We start from the raw sequence: 18,639 nt of genomic DNA on the forward strand, positions 1-18,639 counted from the left end.
GACCGGCAACGGAAACCGACGACGGAAGACCGACGACGGAAACCGACGACGGAAGACCGGCAACGGAAACCGACGACGGAAGACCGACGACGGAAACCGACGACGGAAGACCGGCAACGGAAACCGACGACGGAAGACCGACGACGGAAGACCGGCAACGGGAAGGGGGCGCGACCGTCGTGGTCGCGCCCCCTTCCCGTCATTCCCGCCTGGCCGTCAGCCGAACTGCTGCTCCAGGTCCTTGAGCTTGCGCTCCAGGGAGTCGAGGCGCGGCAGCGCCATGGTGTCGTCCTCCGCGGTGAGGTCGACGGTCATCGAGTCGGAGCCGTGGCGAACGGGCTGCAGGGAGGGCCGTGAGCGTACGGGCAGCTGCTCAGCCGAGTTCGCTATGGCAGGCTCCGCGGAGACCCGTTCGGCGGTGGCCCGCTCCAGGGCTGCCTGGGCCTCCACCTGGCGGCCGCCGCCGCGGCCGGGGAAACGGCCGTGGCCCCGGCTGATCGCCTTCAACTGCGCCCGCTCGACCCGCTGCTGCTCGCGACGGCGCAGCTTGGTCTCCTCCTTGCGGGCCTTGTCCTCCCGGACCTCCTCGACGGCCTCGTCCAGGCTGCGCACGCCCTCGAGAAGCATCAGCGACCAGGCCCTGTAGGTCTCGCGGGGGGCGCGGACCCAACGCACGACGCGGATCTGCGGCAGCGGACGGGGCACGAGACCCTGCTCGCGCAGCGCCGCCCGGCGGGTCTGCTTCAGCGCCCGGTCGAAGAGCACCGCCGCCGACAGCGACATGCCGGCGAAGAAGTGGGGGGCGCCGGCGTGGCCCAGGCCCCTGGGCGCGTGCACCCAGTTGAACCAGGCGGCGGCGCCGGCGAAGGTCCACACGAGTATCCGCGAGCCGAGCGCCGCGTCTCCGTGGCTGGCCTCGCGCACCGCGAGGACGGAGCAGAACATCGCCGCGCCGTCCAGGCCGAACGGCACCAGGTACTCCCAGCCGCCGGAGAGGCCGAGGTTCTGCTCGCCGAAGCCGACCAGGCCGTGGAAGGAGAGCGCGGCGGCGACGGCCGCACAGCAGAACAGAAGGAGGTAGGAAGCGGTTCCGTATATGGCTTCCTTGCGCCTGCGGCGCTCCTCGGTGCGCTCCCACGAGTCGTCCGCGCTCGCGCTTGCCCCGGAGGTGCGCTTGCCGCGCGCGAGTACCGCCACCGCCGCCAGCATGCCCAGGAGCAGTACGGCGCCCGGAAGCAGCCAGTTCAGCGATATGTCGGTCAGTCTCATCTGGGGTCCCTTGCATTGGGATAGGGCGTAACGCCCGCCATAGTGGCCCAATCCCGCCGTCCCTCAGGGGGTTTCGGGGCAAGAGGCCGCCAAGGAGGTGCAAGGGGATGCCCAGGGCGACGTTCTGCTCGAACTGCCGCTTGAGGGGCGGGAGTTGAGTTCGAATAAGACTACCCGTAAGGGTGGTTCCACGGAAAGTTCCCGTGGCGAGTGAGGAAGTTGTGAATTGCCTGTAACCGCGGGGGAGTCTCGTCCGGGTGATCTTACGGGACGTCCGACGCGGCCCCGCCCCCGGGGGTGCCTGAGGGGTGCTCAGGGATGTGACTGAGGGTGCGTCAGGGCAGACCTGAGGTCACATCAGGTCGCAGTCTTCGCCGCGAGGTTGAGCGGGGTCAGCCGGCTGCGGCGACGGTGAGCCTGGTGACGCGGTCCGCGTCGCAGGTGCGCGGGCAGGTGGCGCAGGTGTCCTCCGGGCGCACCGTGTAGAACATGCAGCAGCTCGCCCGGTCGCGGGTGGGCAGGGCCTCGCCGTCCGGGCCGGTCAGCTCGCGGAAGGCCGCCGAGCCGACGTAGGGCCGCGTGGCCCCCGGAAGCAGCAGCTCCAGTTCCCGTCGCGCCCGCTCCTGCTCGTCGCCGCCGAGCAGATGTGCGACGTACCAGAGCCCCTCCACGACCTCGTCGGTCACCATGCCCCACAGGGCCCGGCCGCGCCGGCGGGCGCGCGGCCCGAAACCGGCGAGCACGGGCTCGTGGTGCTCGGCTATCGCCGCCCGCACCTCCGCCCGCAGCGCCTCCTCGTCCGGGACCACCCGCGCGCCCGGCGCGAGCGCCGCCGGATCGCCCGGCAGACAGGCGAACGAGGAGGGCGGGCGGACGGCCATCAGCATGCCGTCGCCGGTGCGCTCGTACGAGACGTGCGTCACGGGGAGGCGGGGCACCCGGCGCTGCAGGAACCACGGAACGGTGATCAGCAGACAGGCGGGCCAGGCGTAGCGGTGCAGTCCGAAGCTCGCTATCACGTCCGGGCGGGCCTTCTGGCCGTAGTCGCGGACGACCTGTGCGTCGTCCCAGGCCAGGAAGGCCTCCAGGGCGGCGCCGCCCTCCGCGAGCTCGGCCGCCGTGACCCATCCGCCGCCCTGGGGAAACGGTTCCGCGTACCCCAGCTCCCTGACGGTCAGGCTGGGCAGGACTCGCGCCAGACGGGCGTAGGCCTCCGCCGTGACCGACGAATCCGAGACCGACGAACACGAGACTGACGGACTCGTGACCGACGGACTTGTGGCCGACGGGGCTGTGGGCATGCCGGGACCGCCGTTTCGGAGGCGCTTAAAGGTAAGCCTTACCTTACCCGTTGTTGTCGGGGGTTGTCCGCTTCATGTTCATGGGAGAGTCCCCATTACCCCCACGGCGGTCGGTGCGCCTAAGGTGCTTGACGGACGAGTAACAACCAGCAGTAATGACCCCAAGTACCGACAAGGCCGGAGGAGGCCCCCCGTGGAGCAGAGTGCGCAGGGCTCCACCGGCACGGGGAGCCCGGCCGCGCCCGGGGTCGAAGGCCGCGTCCGGGTGCCCGCGCAGTCGCGTTCCGGGTCCGCCGGGTACGGCGAGGCCGTTGCCCGCGACCGGTGCGGCCCGGCGGGAGCCGCGCGCGGTGAGCACACGCACAGCGAGACGCCTTCGCCCGCACTCGGCTTCGCCGGGCCGGGGACGGTGTCCCCGCCTTCCCGGCCGTTGGTACAGCGCGCCTCGGTGCGCGGCCAGATCCTCGACGCCCTGCGCACCGCCCTCGTCAAGGGGGAACTGCTCCCGGGCGAGGTGTACTCAGCCCCGGTCCTCGGTGAACGTTTCGGCGTCTCGGCGACGCCCGTCCGGGAGGCGATGCAGCAGCTCGCGATGGAGGGCGCCGTCGAGGTCGTCCCCAACCGCGGATTCCGGGTGGTCGTGCGGGGCACGCGCGAGCTGGCGGAGCTGGCCGAGGTCCGTGCGCTGCTCGAGGTGCCCGTGATGCTGCGGCTCGCCCGTACCGTGCCCGGCGAGCGGTGGACGGAGCTGAGGCCCCTCGCCGAGGCCGGCGTCCGAGCGGCGGCCTCCGGTTGCCGGGCCACCTACGCGGAGGCGGACCGGGTCTTCCACCGGGCGATGCTCGCCCTCTCCGGCAACGAGCAGCTGGTCGCGATAGCCGACGACCTGCACCGGCGGTCGCAGTGGCCGCTGGTCGGCGGGCCGGAACGGCGTGGCCGGGCGGACCTGGTCGCCGACGCCGCGGAGCACATGTCCCTGCTGGAGGCGCTGACGGCGGGGGAGCTGGACGTGGTGCAGACACTGGTGCGGGAGCACTTCGCCGGCGCGGGCGGCTGACGCCCCCCGCCCGCCGGGCGAACTGCGGGACCCCGAAGCGACGGGACCGGGACCTTCCGGGGCCCTCGGACCTCCGGCGACTTCCGGGGCCACCTGGGGCTTTCCGGGCCCTCGGACCTCCGGCGACCTCCCGGGACTCCGGGGCCACCTGGGCTTTCCGGGGCCCCCGGACCTCCGGCGACTTCCGGGGCCACCTGGGGCTTTCCGGGCCCTCGGACCTCCGGCGACCTCCCGGGACTCCGGGGCCACCTGGGCTTTCCGGGACCCCCGGACCCCCGGGACCTCCGGGGCCACCTGGCTTTCCGGGACCCCGGACCTCCAGCGACGACCCGGACCTCCGCGACCACCCGCGCCCCCGCGACCACCTGGGACCCCCGTGACTTCCCCGGACCTCCCGCGACCTCCCGCGACCACCGGGGACTACCGGGCCCCGGGATCCCCGGGCCCCTGGGACCGCCGTGCCCCGGGACCCCCGGCACCACCCGGTCCTCCCAGAACCTCCCCCCGGTCACACCCCGGACGGGCTCGGGGTTGGCGGTGGTGCCAGCTGTCGGGCCAGCCAGGTCGGTACGCCGCCCAGGAGTCGGAACAGCCGCCGCGCCTCCTCCCGCAGCCGGGAGGCCTCCGGCTCGACCTCCGCGTCCGCCAGCGAGGCGAGTGCCGGAGCCGTGCCCACCAGATAGCCCAACTCCTCCCGGATGCGCAGCGATTCGGCGAAGCCGTGCCGGGCCTCGGCCACCTCGCCGTCACGCAGGGCCAGTCCGGCGAGATGGCGCCAGGTGAAGGACAGCAGCAGCGCGTCGGAGTGCGCGGCGGCCGCCGTGTGGGCGCGCAGGTACGCGGCCCTCGCCGCCTGGGGGGAGCGCGAGATGTTCTCCGCGAGCAGGCCCCGGCGGAAGTCCAGCAGCGCCCGGCCGGCCGCGTCCGGCGGGATCAGCGCCGCCGCCCGTCCCAGCGCGGCCCGCGCCTCGTCCGCCCGGTCCCGCACCCCGTGCAGCGTGGCCGCGTAGGCGAGTTGCCCTCGTTCACAGGCGGCCGCGCCGCGCTCCTCGTCGTCGTGGGCCAGCGCCTCCGCCAGGCGCAAGGTGTCCTCGGCGTCCTGCCAGCCCTGCTCGGTGTACAGGCACCGCTCCACCATGAGAGCGGCCCGCTGGATCGCGCCCGCGGCCGTGTCGGGAGGGATCAGGGCCGCCGCGTCCGCCCAGCAGGCCCGCGAGCGCAGCCGCCATACCGCGGTCTGGAGGGGATCGTCACCTGAGGTCGTTCCGGTACCAGACATGGCGGAATGCGCCACGTTGCCCTCCCCGAGCGCGCCGTCGAGCTTTGAGTGGTGGGCGCATCTCAGCACGGATCGCGGCACCGGGCCAAGGGGGCGGGTGAAGGATTTCACAAAGTCGTGGGACTCCGCGCCCCCCGCGATCCGCGCAAACCGTGGGCCACGGGCGGCAGCCGCTGCCGGCTTGTCGTCAGCTCATGCGCAGGGCCAGGAAGAAGTCCAGCTTGTCCTCCAGCCGGGACAGGTCACGGCTCGTCAACTGCTCGATCCGCCCGACCCGGTAGCGCAGTGTGTTGACGTGCAGGTGCAGGCGGGAGGCGCACCGGGTCCACGAACCGTCGCAGTCGAGGAACGCCTCCAGCGTCGGGATCAGCTCGGCGCGGTGGCGTCGGTCGTAGTCGCGCAGGGGGTCCAGGAGACGGGCCGTGAACGCCCTGCGCACGTCGTCGGGGACGAACGGCAGGAGCAGGACGTGCGACGCCAGCTCCTGGTGACCCGCGGCGCAGACCCGGCCCGGCCGGGCGGCGGCCACCCGCCGCGCGTGCCGTGCCTCCTCCAGCGCCCCGCGCAGCCCCTCCGCCGAGTGCACGGCGGCGCTGACGCCCAGCGTGAGCCGGCCGTCGCCGTCGAGACCGGCCGACAGCGGCTCCCTGACGGCCGCCAGGAGCGCGTCGGCGAGCACGCCCGTCTCGGAGCCGTCGTGCTCGACGGACACCGCCGGCAGCGGGACCAGGGCGATGGCCTCGTCGCCCGTGTGGGCGACGGCGATGCGGTCGGAGGGCTCGGGGCCGGTGGCGAGCGGGTCGACCAGGATCTCCTCCAGCAGCGACTGGGCGACCGGGCCGGCCTCCGGGCCGCCGTCCTCCCACTCGACCCGGGCCACGACCACCTGCCAGTGCGGGGCGGCCCCCAGACCGGGCAGCAGCACCGGAGCGGCGACCCGCAGGCGGGCCGCGATCTCCGCCGGGGCCGCACCCGTCTGGACCAGCTCCAGCACCTCCTGCGCGAGCCGACGGCGCACCGTGCGCGCCGCGTCCCGGCGGTCCCGCTCGACCGCGATGAGCTGGGTGACGCCCTCCAGCAGGTCGAGGCGCTCCTCCGCCCAGTCCCCGGCGTCCGCCTCGACGGCCAGCAGCCAGTCCGACAGGACGCCCTCGCGCACGTCCCGCGCGCCCGGCGCGGCCTGTGCGACCTGGGCGGCCCGTGCGCTCTGCGGCGAGCGCCCTCCCCCGGCCACCGCCGGCCGGGGCCCCCAACTGCTGATCGGGAACAGCGAGAACGTCGTCTGGCCCACGAGCACTCGGTGCGGTCCGCGCCGCCCGGTGCGGACCGCCGCCAAATGCTCGGCCGCGAGCTTCGCGCAGACGTCGGGCGCCAGGCCCGCACCCGCCGTCTTCGGGCCCGCGATGAGCCGGCCGGTGGGCGACAGCACCCAGGCGCGCAGGTCCAGGTCGGTGCCGAGCAGGTCCAGGACCACGTCCGGACCGCCGCCCGCCGGGCCCGAGGTCATCATCCGGCGGTGCCGGTCGACCACGGCCGCGAGGTCCCCGGCGCGCTCGCCGGAGACCTGGCGCACGACGTGCTCGGTGATCGTCGCGAAGGCCACCGACTCGTGCACGGCGAACAGCGGGAGCCGGTGCCTGGCGCAGGCCACGACCAGGTCCTCCGGGACGTCGCCCAGCTCCGCCTCGCCGGCCGCGAGCGCGGCCACGCCCGCCTGCGCCAGGATCCGTACGAACGGCTCGGTGTCCGCCGCGTCCCGCCGCCAGGCCAGGCCGGTCAGCACCAGCTCGCCCCCGGAGAGGTAGCGGCTGGGGTCGCGCAGGTCGGTGGTCATGACACCGCGCACGGTGCGGTCCAGTTCGTCCTCGCCGCCGAGGAGCCTGAGGCCCAGCGCATCGGTGTCCAGAAGTGCGCGCAGCCGCATCTCGTCGCCGCCGTTCTCTGTCTCGAAATCTACGATGAATCGTGAGGGATGTGGGAAAGGGGTCGCCGCCGGTCCCGCCCCGAGGCCCGGGCCGCTCCGGCGAACGTCAGGAACCGCATTCTTCGGTTGCCAGGCTGTTTCCCACGTTTCCACGGGAAAACGAGCAGGTTACCGATGGCCTTCGTTCATACGAATCTACAAGATGCCCGAGCCGACCAGCCAACTCCTTCATGGGTTCGGTGACTGACCCGGTCGGAGCAAGGCGCTGTGTACTGGCCTCACTCCGCGTGAACAGGACATGAACGAGCCGGGCCCGCCGCACCCGATTCTGGCTCGATAGAGACGACTCACGAGACTCACGAGACGAAGAAGAGAGCCGGTCATGGACTTCCTTCGCCCCGCCAGCTGGGAGGAGGCGCTCGCCGCGAAGGCCGAGCACCCCACCGCTGTGCCGATTGCGGGTGGCACCGACGTGATGGTCGAGATCAACTTCGACCACCGCAGGCCCGAGTACCTGCTCGACCTCAACCGCGTCGGTGACCTCTACGAGTGGGAGGTCGGCGAGGACAGCGTGCGGCTCGGCGCCTCCGTCCCGTACTCCAGCATCATGGAGAACCTGCGCGCCGAGCTGCCGGGCCTCGCGCTCGCCTCGCACACCGTGGCCTCCCCGCAGATCCGCAACCGCGGCGGCGTCGGCGGCAACCTCGGCACCGCCTCCCCGGCCGGCGACGCCCACCCCGCCCTGCTGGCCGCCGGCGCCGAGGTCGAGGCCGAGTCGGTGCGCGGGTCGCGCCGCATCCCGATCGACGCCTTCTACACCGGCGTGAAGCGCAACGCGCTCGCCCCCGACGAGCTGATCCGCGCCGTCCACGTCAAGAAGGCCGACGGCCCGCAGCAGTACTCCAAGGTGGGCACCCGCAACGCCATGGTCATCGCCGTCTGCGCGTTCGGCCTCGCCCTGCACCCCGCCACCCGGACGGTGCGCACCGGCATCGGCTCCGCCGCCCCCACCCCCGTCCGGGCGAAGACTGCCGAGGACTTCCTCAACGCGGCGCTCGAGGAAGACGGTTTCTGGGACAACGGGAAAATCATCACCCCCTCGGTCGCCCAACAGTTCGCCGACCTGTGCGCCGCCGCGTGCAACCCGATCGACGACGTGCGGGGCACCGCGAGCTACCGCCGCCGCGCGGTCGGCGTCATGGCCCGCCGGACGCTCACCTGGACCTGGGAGTCGTACCGCGGCGCCCGCCGCGCCTCGAAGGGAGCCGCGTGATGCGCGTCAACTTCACCGTGAACGGACGTCCGCAGGAAGCCGACGACGTCTGGGAGGGCGAGAGCCTGCTGTACGTGCTGCGCGAGCGGCTCGGGCTGCCGGGCTCCAAGAACGCCTGCGAGCAGGGCGAGTGCGGCTCGTGCACGGTCCGCCTGGACGGCGTACCGGTGTGCGCGTGCCTGGTCGCCGCCGGCCAGGTCGAGGGCCGTGACGTCGTCACCGTCGAAGGCCTCGCGGACTTCGCCAGGCAGCGTGCCGAGCACGGCGGTCGTGGAACCGGTTCCTGCGGCACCCCGGGCGCGTCGGACGCCTCCCTCGGCGAGGCCGAAGGGCGGCCGTCCGGGGGCGCCGACTCCCACACCGGCGAGGGAACCGAACTCGCCCCGATCCAGCAGGCCTTCATCGACGCCGGCGCCGTCCAGTGCGGTTTCTGCACGCCGGGGCTGCTGGTCGCCGCCGACGAGATGCTGGAACGCAACCCGAACCCCACCGACGCGGACATCCGCGAGGCGCTCTCGGGCAATCTGTGCCGCTGCACCGGCTACGAGAAGATCATGGACGCGGTCCGCCTGGCGGCCGCCCGACAGGGAGAGGCGGTCTGACGATGCCTTCCCCCACTCACGGCTTCGGCTTCGCCCGAGCGGACGGCGCCCCCGGCAGCGCCCCCCTCGGGACCCCCACCAAGGTCACCCAGGGCGCCCCGGCCAGGGGCGGCGTCGGCGAGTCCACGCTCCGCCCCGACGGCACCCTCAAGGTCACCGGCGAGTTCGCGTACTCGTCGGACCTGTGGCACGAGGACATGCTCTGGGGCCAGATCCTGCGCTCCACGGTGGCACACGCCGAGATCGTCTCCATCGACACCTCCGAGGCCCTCGCCACACCCGGTGTGTACGCCGTCATGACGTACGACGACCTGCCGACCGACGTCAGGAACTACGGCCTGGAGATCCAGGACACCCCCGTCCTGGCCCACGGCAAGGTACGCCACCACGGCGAGCCGGTCGCGATCGTCGCCGCCGACCACCCGGAGACCGCCCGCCGCGCCGCCGCCAAGATCAAGGTCGAGTACCGCGAACTGCCGGTCATCACGGACGAGGCCTCCGCGACCGCGCCCGACGCGGTCCTGGTCCACGAGGGCCGCGACGACCACCACGTCGGCCACGTCCCGCATCCGAACATCGTCCACCGCCAGCCCATCGTCCGCGGCGACGCGGCCGCCGCGGCCGAACGCGCTGACGTCGTCGTCAAGGGCGAGTACACCTTCGGCATGCAGGACCAGGCCTTCCTCGGCCCGGAGTCCGGACTCGCCGTCCCGGACGAGGACGGCGGCGTCCACCTCTACATCGCCACCCAGTGGCTCCACTCCGACCTGCGCCAGATCGCCCCGGTGCTCGGCCTGCCCGAGAGCAAGGTGCGCATGACGCTGGCCGGGGTCGGCGGCGCGTTCGGCGGCCGCGAGGACCTGTCGATGCAGATCCACGCCTGTCTGCTGGCCCTGCGCACCGGAAAACCCGTCAAGATCGTCTACAACCGTTTCGAGTCCTTCTTCGGCCATGTGCACCGGCATCCGGCCAAGCTGTACTACGAGCACGGCGCCACCCGGGACGGCAAGCTGACCCACGTCAAGTGCCGCATCGTGCTCGACGGCGGCGCGTACGCCTCCGCGTCCCCCGCGGTCGTCGGCAACGCCTCCTCGCTCGGCATCGGCCCCTACGTGGTCGACGACGTCGAGATCGAGGCCATCGCCCTCTACACCAACAACCCGCCCTGCGGCGCGATGCGCGGCTTCGGCGCGGTCCAGGCGTGCTTCGCCTACGAGGCGCAGATGGACAAGGTGGCCGGGGAACTCGGCCTGGACCCGGTGGAGTTCCGCCGGCTCAACGCGATGGAGCAGGGATCCCTCCTGCCGACCGGACAGAGGGTCGACTCCCCGGCGCCGGTCGCCGAACTCCTGCGCCGGGTCAAGGCGATGCCGCTGCCGCCGGAGCGCCAGTGGGAGAGCAGCGAGGGCGCGGACGTACGCCAGCTGCCCGGCGGTCTGTCCAACACGACGCACGGCGAGGGCGTCGTGCGCGGAATCGGCTACGCGGTCGGCATCAAGAACGTCGGCTTCTCCGAGGGCTTCGACGACTACTCGACCGCCAAGGTCCGCATGGAGGTCATCGCCGGCGAGCCCGTCGCGACCGTCCACACGGCCATGGCGGAGGTCGGGCAGGGCGGTGTCACCGTCCACGCGCAGATCGCCCGCACCGAGCTCGGCGTCGCGCAGGTCACCATCCACCCGGCCGACACCCAGGTGGGCAGCGCCGGCTCCACCTCGGCCTCCCGGCAGACGTACGTCACCGGCGGCGCCGTGAAGAACTCCTGCGAGCTCGTCCGGGAGAAGGTCCTGGAGATCGGGCGCCGCAGGTTCGGCTCCTACCACCCCGCCTGGGCCACCGCCGAACTCCTCCTGGAGGGCGGCAAGGTCGTCACCGACGGCGGCGAGGTCCTCGCCGACCTGGTCGACGTGCTCGGGGACGAGGCCGTGGAGGTCGAGGCGGAGTGGCGGCACCGGCCGACCGAGCCGTTCGACCTGCGCACCGGGCAGGGCAACGGTCACGTCCAGTACTCCTTCGCCGCGCACCGTGCCGTCGTCGAGGTCGACACCGAGCTCGGCCTGGTGAAGGTCGTCGAGCTGGCCTGCGCGCAGGACGTCGGAAAGGCGCTGAACCCGCTTTCCGTGATCGGCCAGATCCAGGGCGGCACGACCCAGGGGCTGGGCGTGGCGGTCATGGAGGAGATCATCGTCGACCCGAAGACGGCGAAGGTCAGGAACCCCTCCTTCACGGACTACCTGATCCCCACGATTCTCGACACGCCGACCATCCCCGTCGACGTGCTCGAACTCGCCGACGACCACGCCCCCTACGGGCTCCGTGGCGTCGGCGAGGCACCCACCCTGTCGTCGACTCCGGCCGTCCTCGCGGCGATCCGGAACGCGACCGGGCTGGAGCTCAACCGCACCCCGGTACGTCCGGAGCACCTCACCGGAACGTGACCCCACGGGGTCGAAGCAGCTGTCCCAGGGGGCTCCGGCCCCCGCACCCCCTTGTTCGTCTCGGGCCGTCCCCCGGGTCGTCCATTCCCAAATCCCGCAACCGGCCGCAGCGGCCACGCGGGTGTCCCTATGAACCTTGGGAGATGGCCCATGACCCAGCAGTCACTGGAGCCGGGTACCACAGCCGAGGACGCGGGCGAAGGCGCCCGCGTCCCGGCCGGACGGTCCTGGCTCGACCGGTACTTCCACATATCCGGGCGGGGATCCACCGTCGCCCGTGAAGTGCGCGGCGGCGTCACCACCTTCATGGCGATGGCGTACATCCTGCTGCTCAACCCCCTGATCCTGTCCGGCAAGGACGCGGCCGGGGGCACCCTCGGGCAGCAGGCGCTGATCACCGCGACCGCTTTCGCAGCCGCTTTCACCACGTTGCTGATGGGCTTCTTCGGCAAGGCGCCGCTCGCGCTGGCCGCCGGGCTGTCCGTCTCGGGCGTCCTGTCCTCCCAGGTCGCCCCGCAGATGACCTGGCCCCAGGCGATGGGCATGTGCGTGATGTACGGCGTCGTCATCATGCTGTTGGTCGTCACCGGGCTGCGCGAGATGATCATGAACGCCATCCCGCTCGCGCTCAAGCACGGCATCACCATGGGCATCGGACTGTTCATCGCGCTCATCGGTTTCTACAAGTCCGGCTTCGTGCACCAGGGCAAGGCGACCCCGGTCACCCTCGGCCCGGCGGGCGAACTCGCCGGCTGGCCCGTGCTGTTGTTCGCCGGCACCCTGCTGCTGATCTTCATGCTGCAGGCCCGGAACATCCCCGGCGCCATCCTCATCGGCATCGTCGGCGGCACGGTCGTCGCCGCGATCCTCAACGCCACCGGGGTCGTCGATCCCGCGCAGTGGGCGGGCGGCGCCCCCGAACTGCACGGCAGCGCCGTCTCGATGCCCGACTTCTCGCTCTTCGGGGACGTGGAGTTCGGCGGCTGGGGCGAGGTCGGCGCGACGACCGTCGGGATGATCGTCTTCACTCTCGTCCTGGCCGGGTTCTTCGACGCGATGGCCACCATCATCGGCGTCGGCACCGAGGCGGGGCTCGCCGACGACAAGGGCCGGATGCCGGGCCTGTCCAAGGCGCTGTTCATCGATGGCGCCGGCGGAGCGATCGGGGGTGTGGCGGGCGGCTCCGGCCAGACCGTGTTCATCGAGTCGGCCACGGGGGTCGGCGAGGGCGCGCGCACCGGCCTCGCCTCGGTCGTCACCGGAGCCTTCTTCGCGGCCTGTCTGTTCTTCACCCCGCTCACCGCCGTCGTCCCCCAGGAGGTCGCGTCCGCGGCCCTGGTCGTGATCGGCGCGATGATGCTGATGAACGCCCGCCACGTCGACTGGGCCGACCGGGCGACCGCCGTGCCGGTGTTCCTGACCGTCGTCCTGATGCCGTTCACGTACACCATCACCACCGGCGTGGCCGCGGGCGTCATCTCCCATGTCGCGATCAAGGCCGCGCAGGGCAGGGCACGCGAGATCGGCGCCTTCACGTGGGTCCTGACGGCGATCTTCCTCGTCTACTTCTGCCTCAACCCCATCGAGAGCCGGCTGGGCGTGCACTAGGGCCTTTCGCCGCCCCGCTCGACGGGCACCCGTCCCTCCACCCCGCCGCAGTCAAAGGAGACCGAGACATGCTGGACATCGCCGACGAGCTGAACCGGTGGGCCGAGCAGGGCCGTGACTTCGCCGTCGCCACCGTGGTGGCCGTCGGCGGCAGCGCGCCCCGCCGGCCCGGCGCCGCCCTCGCGGTGGACGCCGACGGCACGGCGATCGGCTCGGTCTCCGGCGGCTGCGTGGAGGGCGCGGTCTACGAGTTGTGCCGACAGGCGCTGGAGGACGGGCAGCCGGTCCTCGAACGCTTCGGCTACAGCGACGACGACGCCTTCGCCGTGGGCCTCACCTGCGGCGGGGTCATCGACGTCCTCGTCACCCCGGTCCGGGCCGGAGACCCGGACCGCCCGGTGATCGCGGCCGCCCTGAGCGCCGCCGCGTCCGGCGCGACCGCCGCGCTGGCACGCATCGTGAGCGGCCCGGCGGGCCTGGTCGGCCGCGCGCTGCTGGTGCGCGCCGACGGCTGTGGCGAGGACGGTGTCGAAGAGGGCGGTTCTCACGCCGGCGGCCCCGGCCGGGGCGGCTTCGGCGCCCACCCCGAGCTGGACCGGACGGTCGCGGCGGAGACCCGGGCGTTTCTCGACGCGGGTCGCACCGGCACGTTGGAGATCGGGGAGCAGGGCTCCCGTTGTGGGGCCCCGATCACCGTCCTCGTGGAGTCCTCCGTCCCACCGCCGCGGATGATCGTGTTCGGCGCGATCGACTTCGCGTCGGCGCTGGTGCGGGTCGGCAAGTTCCTGAACTACCACGTGACGGTGTGCGACGCGCGCCCCGTCTTCGCCACCGCGGCCCGTTTCCCCGACGCCGACGAGATCGTCGTCGAATGGCCGCACCGGTATCTGGAGCGCACGGAAGTGGACGCACGGACCGTCCTGTGCGTCCTCACGCACGACGCGAAGTTCGACGTTCCCCTGCTGCGACGGGCGTTGCGTCTGCCGGTCGCCTACGTCGGCGCGATGGGCTCGCGCCGCACCCACCTCGACCGCCATGCCCGTCTGCGCGAAGTGGGCGTCACCGAGCTGGAGTTGGCGCGACTGCGGTCACCGATCGGCCTCGACCTGGGCGCCCGCACACCCGAGGAGACGGCGCTGTCGATCGCCGCGGAGATCGTCGCCGACCGGCGCGGCGGCAGCGGGGTGTCGCTCACCGGCGCGCACACGCCGATCCACCACGACGTGACGTCGCCGCCGGCGGGCCGGATCGGCTCGGTCGCCTGAACGGCCCGCCGCGCACGGCGAACCGGTCGCGAGGCAGGGCGGGCGCGCCCGGTCACGGGGTGCGCAGGAGACGGTTGACCGCGCGTCCGAACATCGAGCGCGACGTCGCTCCGAGAAGCGGGTCGAAGAGGGAGGGCAGAAGCCGCACGCGCAGCTCTTCGCGCCAGATCACCCGGGTCCGCCCGCCGGGCCCGGGCAGGACCTCGATCTCGGCCCAGCCCAGGACGACCCGGCCGCGTTTCTCCAGCCGGCAGCGTCCCGGCTCGTCGTGGTCCGGCGGCGTCCACTCGGTCACCTCCATCCGGTCGTCGAAGGCCAGTGGACCGAAGCCCGACCGGGCCACGAAGACGGTGCCCTCGTGGGTCGGCGGGGGAGTGAGCACGGCGACGCGGGTGAGCGGCACCACGTCGCCGTGCCGGGACCACTGCGTCAGACGACGCCAGGCCTCGTCCATGGAGAGCGGCACCGTGCGTTCGAGTTGGAAGACGACCACGTGGTGATCGTAGAGATCCGGAGCGTGCCGAGGGGCGATTGCCCTCGACTCGCGGGCGCCGCCCCCTCCTGGGCGCCGCGGGGCCGGCGGCGCGCACCCGGCGGTGAGTGCTCAGCGGTAGACCCGCCCCGGCACCGCCGTCCCGGGCGCCAGCAGTTGGGGAACCGTCACGAAGACGAATCCGCGTTCCTTCAGTGCGTCGATGACGCCGGGCACGGCCGGCACGGTCCCGTCGTAGATGTCGTGCAGCAGGATGATGCCGTCGCGGTCGGCCTGTGCGAGGACCCGGCGCCGGATCAGCGCGGAGTCGGTCGTCGTGTAGTCCTTGGCGGTCACCGTCCACAGCACCTCGGCGAGGCCCAGTTCGCGCGAGATCTCGTGCACGGCCTCGTTCGTGCGGCCCTGGGGCGGGCGCATCAGGGTGGGGCGCCGGCCGGTGAGGCGCTCTATCTCGTCGTTGGGGCGCCGGAGTTCCTCGCGTATCTCCTCCGGGGCGATCCGCGTGAGGATCTTGTGGTCCCAGGTGTGGCTGGCCACCTCGTGTCCCTCGGCGGCCATCCGTCTGACGAGGTCCGGGTACTTCTCGATGTGCCCCCTGCCCAGCAGGAAGAAGGTCGCCGGAACCTGTTTCTCCTTCAGGATGTCCAGCAGCCGGGCGGAGTTCTCGCTGGGGCCCGCGTCGAAGGTGAGGGCGATGCACTTCGCCCGCCGGCAGTCGACGGCGCCGAAGCGGGAGTCCTGGGCGGTGGCCCCGGGACGGGCGCGGGCGGAGCTGGGAGGCGTGGTGTCGGCGCCGCCGCAGCCGGTCAGCGTGACCGCCAGACAGGCGGCCGCCGCCGAGACGGCGACGGCACGCAACCAGGCCCCCGTGTTCTTCATCTTCCTGGTCGGACTAGGCATGCCGAGACTATACATAGCGAGTATACACTTCATGCATAGTCTCGGTGTCATGCCGTCGGTGCGCCGAGCGGGCGGCCGTCACCTCGGCGAGGGCCTCACTGGGCGTAGAACGTCGCGTCCCCCCTGTCCGTCGCCGTGCTCGGCGTCTGCACGTACAGCAGGTAGTTGTAGTGGCGGACGTACCGGCCCGCGTTGTTGTACGACTCGTACGAGATCCCCGCGGGGTCGGCGAGCCCGGCCCGTCGGTGGAAGCTGGCGTCGGCCGCGAACGCCGAGGTGCCGTCGTTCTTCTCCAGCCACACCTCGGAGTTCTTCTGGCGCAGGTAGTAGCCCGGGAAGTCGGCCGCCTCCAGCGAGACCGTGCCGGCCCCCGCGAGACCGCTCACCACGCGGAACTGCGAGTCGGCGAGCGGGCTGACGTTCGCCTCGATGCGGGCGCGGTACTCCCAGTGCCGGATGAACCGGTTCGCGAAGTTGTAGGAGGAGAAGCGCTGCGGGGTCACTCCATCGGCCACCGGGATGCCGAAGTCGGGTGTGCCGTCGGCCTTCCAGTACACCTTCTGCACGCGGGTGCGGCGGTTGGGGTCGTTCAGCGGGTCGCCGGTGATGTCCTTGTAGCTGCGGTCGTGGTAGACGAGGATGTCGGACCTGCCGTCCTCGGACACCGTGAACGAGTTGTGCCCCGGGCCGTACTGCGAGGTCGAGCTGTTCGTTCTGAAGACGGGCTGCGACCCCTTCGTCCAGGACGCCGGGTCGGTCAGGTCGGCGCCGGCGGACGCGGTCAGCATGCCCAGGCAGTAGTTGGCGTCGGTCGCGCTCGCCGAGTAGGTCATGAAGACCTTGCCGCCGTGCTGGATCACCGCCGGCCCCTCGTTGACCTTGTAGCCCACGGTCTCCCACGACAGTGTCGGCTGCGAGATCTCCGCCGGAGTCCCGGAGATCGTCCAGGGGTTGGCCAGCTTCGCGATGAACAGGCTCGTGTTGTTGTTCTCCGACGGGTTGCGCTGCGCCCAGGCCAGGTAGCGGACGCCGCCCACGACGAACGTCGTGGAGTCGAGGGAGAAGCTCTCCCAGGTGGTCTTGATCTGGCCCTTCTCGGTCCAGGCGGTGGTGAGCGGGTTGGCGCCGGCGCCTTCGAGGACGTACATCCGGATCGCCCACACGTCACTGGTGGACCCGGCCGCGAAGTACACGTACCACTTGCCGCCGATGAAGTGGATCTCCGGCGCCCAGATGTGGGCGCCCATGACCCCGCTGCCGTGCTTGGTCCAGATGGTGACCTCCTGGGCCGTCGACAGGCCCTGGATGGTCGTCGCCCGGCGCAGCACGATGCGGTCGTACTCGGGGACCGTGGCGGTGAAGTAGTAGTAACCGTCGGTGTGCTTGTAGATGTGCGGGTCGGCGCGCTTCTCGGCGATCGGGTTGGTGTACGTCACCGCGGGGGAGTCGGGCACGGCGGCGTGGGCTGGGGCGCCCACGCCGGTGAGGACGGCCGCGACGGCGACGAGGCCGGCCAGGAGCAGCCGAACGGCGTTGCGTCTCAAGGGAGTTCTCCAGACGGAGGGGAAGGGGTCTCAGGCGGCGGGCACGAGGCGCCACTGCTGGCAGGTGTTGTTCAGCCAGGTCCACTGCCGGACGTCGGCGCCGTTCGCGGTGGAGCAGTTCGCGACGTCGGCGACCTTTCCGCTGTTCTCGCCCACGAGCCGGACGTAGTCGCCGCTCGCGGTGAAGACCGGTCGGAAGCGCTGGCACTTGTTGTTCAGCCACGACCACTGGCGCAGGTCGGCGCCGTCCGCGGTGGAGCAGTCGGCGGTGTCCAGCACCCCGCCGGTGGCCACGTTCACCAGCCGGCTGGTGTCGTCGCCCTGGTCCTCGATCCGCCACTTCTGGTTGGCCCCGCCGTTGCAGGTCCACTGCAGGACGTTCGCGCCGTTGGCGGAGGAACCGCCCTCGACGTCGAGGCACTTGCCGCTGTTGCGGTTGACGAGGGTGTACGACGTCGGGGTCGTCGCCGTCTCACCGGACGGCCCGGGGAGCGTCGTGTCGAGCGCGACGGGGGTGCCGAAGTTCGGCGTTCCGTCGGCGTTCCAGGTGAACTTCTGGGCGCGGGTCGTGCGGCCGTTGCCGCAGCCGCCGCTCGCGGAGGAGTTGGCGTGGTAGACGATCCAGTTCTCGGTGCCGTCGGGCGAGGTGAAGAAACCGTTGTGGCCGGGGCCGTAGACGCCGTTCGCACCGCTGCGCTGGAACACGGGCGTCTGTTTCTTCGTCCAGGACGCCGGACTGAGCGGGTCGGATCCGGTCAGCTCCAGCAGCCCGAGCTTGTAGTCCGCCGTCTGGCAGTAACTCGCGGAGAAGGTGAGGAAGGTGCGTCCGCCGTGGTAGAGCGGTTCGGGGCCCTCGTTGACGGGCGCGCCCGACGTCTCCCAGCTCAGCGTGGGGCTGGAGATGACGGTGAACGTGGTGCCGGACAGCGTGTAGGGGTTGCTCATCGGGGCGATGACCAGGCTCTGCCTGCTGCCGTTCACCGAACCGCTGCCGACGAGGAACAGTTTTCCGTCGGCCTGCAGCACGCTCGCGTCGATCAGCCAACCGCCGGGCGTGAGGTTGGAGCCGGTGAGCGACCCCTTGTAGGTGTACGGGCCCAGCGGATCGGTGCCGGCGCTCTCCAGGACGTGGGTGCGCTGGGAGTCGCAGCAGGCGACGCCGCCCTGGCCGGCCGAGTAGTACAGGTACCAGTGACCGTTGAACTGGTGGATCTCCGGCGCCCAGATGTTGGTGTTGCGGGTGGGCGTGGTGTCGGACCAGACCTGCACGGTGGGCGCGGTGGCGAGGCCCGCCAGCGTGGGCGACTTGCGCATGCCGAGGACGCCGGTGAACGTCGTCGTGATCAGGTAGTAGTTGCCGTCGTGGTACTCCAGCCAGGGGTCGGCGCCCTTGGCCGACTTCAATGGGTTGGTGTACGGGCGGCCGTCGGCCGCGGACACCGGCTGGGTCGCCGCGACCAGGGCGACGAGGAGCGCCAACGCGCAGAGGATCAGCGATCTGCTGCGGTGGTACATCCGAGGCATACGGGACCGTCCCTTGTCCGTGAAGTAGCCTGCGCGAATGTTCGTCATTTCGAACGTAGTTCGTAACTTCGGCCAGAAGATAGGGGGTGCGCATGTCCTCGTCAATGGTTTCGACCCGCGTGCATCGGCGCCGGGGAATCAGCCGTCGGCGGGGCCGGCGGC

At 71.9% G+C, this 18,639-nt stretch carries 14 protein-coding genes; 6 read left to right on the plus strand and 8 right to left on the minus strand.

Features of this window, described 5'->3' with window-relative positions:
- Positions 1-216: 216 nt before the first annotated feature.
- Positions 217-1,269 (minus strand): DUF2637 domain-containing protein, encoded by a 1,053-nt coding sequence (locus ACZ7DE_RS12790; RefSeq protein WP_470760346.1) that lies wholly within the window; start codon positions 1,267-1,269, stop codon positions 217-219.
- Between the two features lie 392 nt (positions 1,270-1,661).
- Positions 1,662-2,570: a (2Fe-2S)-binding protein gene (locus tag ACZ7DE_RS12795; RefSeq protein WP_470760348.1), complete on the minus strand. Its 909-nt coding sequence runs from the start codon at positions 2,568-2,570 to the stop codon at positions 1,662-1,664.
- Between the two features lie 193 nt (positions 2,571-2,763).
- Between ACZ7DE_RS12795 and ACZ7DE_RS12800 the strand changes: the two genes are divergently transcribed.
- Entirely contained in the window at positions 2,764-3,627 is an 864-nt protein-coding gene (locus tag ACZ7DE_RS12800; RefSeq protein ID WP_470760350.1) for a GntR family transcriptional regulator, read from the plus strand.
- 508 nt (positions 3,628-4,135) lie between these two features.
- Here the strand turns inward: ACZ7DE_RS12800 and ACZ7DE_RS12805 are convergent.
- Positions 4,136-4,921 carry a hypothetical protein gene (locus tag ACZ7DE_RS12805; RefSeq protein ID WP_470760352.1) on the minus strand — a complete coding sequence of 262 codons (786 nt, stop codon included), beginning with the start codon at positions 4,919-4,921 and terminating at the stop codon, positions 4,136-4,138.
- Positions 4,922-5,093: 172 nt separating this feature from the next.
- The gene (locus tag ACZ7DE_RS12810; RefSeq protein WP_470760354.1) at positions 5,094-6,830 is read right to left on the minus strand and encodes a PucR family transcriptional regulator; all 1,737 of its coding nucleotides are present in this window, start codon (positions 6,828-6,830) and stop codon (positions 5,094-5,096) included.
- A gap of 382 nt (positions 6,831-7,212) precedes the next feature.
- Between ACZ7DE_RS12810 and ACZ7DE_RS12815 the strand changes: the two genes are divergently transcribed.
- The 5 genes from ACZ7DE_RS12815 (at position 7,213) to ACZ7DE_RS12835 (ending at position 14,016) form a co-directional block, all read left to right on the plus strand.
- Positions 7,213-8,103, plus strand: coding sequence for an FAD binding domain-containing protein (locus ACZ7DE_RS12815; RefSeq protein WP_470760356.1), 891 nt, complete (start codon positions 7,213-7,215; stop codon positions 8,101-8,103).
- Positions 8,103-8,705, plus strand: a complete 603-nt coding sequence (locus tag ACZ7DE_RS12820; protein WP_470760357.1) for a (2Fe-2S)-binding protein — start codon at positions 8,103-8,105, stop codon at positions 8,703-8,705. The genes ACZ7DE_RS12815 and ACZ7DE_RS12820 overlap by 1 nt, the downstream gene beginning before the upstream one ends.
- A gap of 2 nt (positions 8,706-8,707) precedes the next feature.
- Positions 8,708-11,143, plus strand: coding sequence for a xanthine dehydrogenase family protein molybdopterin-binding subunit (locus ACZ7DE_RS12825; RefSeq protein WP_470760359.1), 2,436 nt, complete (start codon positions 8,708-8,710; stop codon positions 11,141-11,143).
- A gap of 150 nt (positions 11,144-11,293) precedes the next feature.
- Entirely contained in the window at positions 11,294-12,751 is a 1,458-nt protein-coding gene (locus ACZ7DE_RS12830) for an NCS2 family permease (protein WP_470760361.1), read from the plus strand.
- Between the two features lie 68 nt (positions 12,752-12,819).
- Entirely contained in the window at positions 12,820-14,016 is a 1,197-nt protein-coding gene (locus ACZ7DE_RS12835; protein WP_470760363.1) for an XdhC family protein, read from the plus strand.
- Between the two features lie 52 nt (positions 14,017-14,068).
- Here the strand turns inward: ACZ7DE_RS12835 and ACZ7DE_RS12840 are convergent, their stop codons facing one another.
- The 4 genes from ACZ7DE_RS12840 to ACZ7DE_RS12855 form a co-directional block, all read right to left on the minus strand.
- Positions 14,069-14,509 carry an SRPBCC family protein gene (locus ACZ7DE_RS12840; protein ID WP_470760365.1) on the minus strand — a complete coding sequence of 147 codons (441 nt, stop codon included), beginning with the start codon at positions 14,507-14,509 and terminating at the stop codon, positions 14,069-14,071.
- A gap of 111 nt (positions 14,510-14,620) precedes the next feature.
- Positions 14,621-15,388: a polysaccharide deacetylase family protein gene (locus ACZ7DE_RS12845; protein WP_470761078.1), complete on the minus strand. Its 768-nt coding sequence runs from the start codon at positions 15,386-15,388 to the stop codon at positions 14,621-14,623.
- 116 nt (positions 15,389-15,504) lie between these two features.
- Entirely contained in the window at positions 15,505-16,953 is a 1,449-nt protein-coding gene (locus ACZ7DE_RS12850) for a family 43 glycosylhydrolase (RefSeq protein ID WP_470760367.1), read from the minus strand.
- Between the two features lie 30 nt (positions 16,954-16,983).
- Positions 16,984-18,477, minus strand: a complete 1,494-nt coding sequence (locus tag ACZ7DE_RS12855) for a family 43 glycosylhydrolase (protein WP_470761081.1) — start codon at positions 18,475-18,477, stop codon at positions 16,984-16,986.
- Between the last annotated feature and the right edge of the window lie 162 nt (positions 18,478-18,639).

Source organism: Streptomyces sp. NPDC037083 (assembly GCF_055606485.1).

Bases quoted from the DNA above. Each gene is read 5' to 3' on its own strand.
- ACZ7DE_RS12790 (WP_470760346.1), bottom strand. From the start codon at position 1,269: ATGAGACTGACCGACATATCGCTGAACTGGCTGCTTCCGGGCGCCGTA.
- ACZ7DE_RS12795 (WP_470760348.1), bottom strand. From the start codon at position 2,570: ATGCCCACAGCCCCGTCGGCCACAAGTCCGTCGGTCACGAGTCCGTCA.
- ACZ7DE_RS12810 (WP_470760354.1), bottom strand. From the start codon at position 6,830: ATGCGGCTGCGCGCACTTCTGGACACCGATGCGCTGGGCCTCAGGCTC.
- ACZ7DE_RS12815 (WP_470760356.1), top strand. From the start codon at position 7,213: ATGGACTTCCTTCGCCCCGCCAGCTGGGAGGAGGCGCTCGCCGCGAAG.
- ACZ7DE_RS12820 (WP_470760357.1), top strand. From the start codon at position 8,103: ATGCGCGTCAACTTCACCGTGAACGGACGTCCGCAGGAAGCCGACGAC.
- ACZ7DE_RS12825 (WP_470760359.1), top strand. From the start codon at position 8,708: ATGCCTTCCCCCACTCACGGCTTCGGCTTCGCCCGAGCGGACGGCGCC.
- ACZ7DE_RS12830 (WP_470760361.1), top strand. From the start codon at position 11,294: ATGACCCAGCAGTCACTGGAGCCGGGTACCACAGCCGAGGACGCGGGC.
- ACZ7DE_RS12835 (WP_470760363.1), top strand. From the start codon at position 12,820: ATGCTGGACATCGCCGACGAGCTGAACCGGTGGGCCGAGCAGGGCCGT.
- ACZ7DE_RS12845 (WP_470761078.1), bottom strand. From the start codon at position 15,388: ATGAAGAACACGGGGGCCTGGTTGCGTGCCGTCGCCGTCTCGGCGGCG.
- ACZ7DE_RS12855 (WP_470761081.1), bottom strand. From the start codon at position 18,477: ATGCCTCGGATGTACCACCGCAGCAGATCGCTGATCCTCTGCGCGTTG.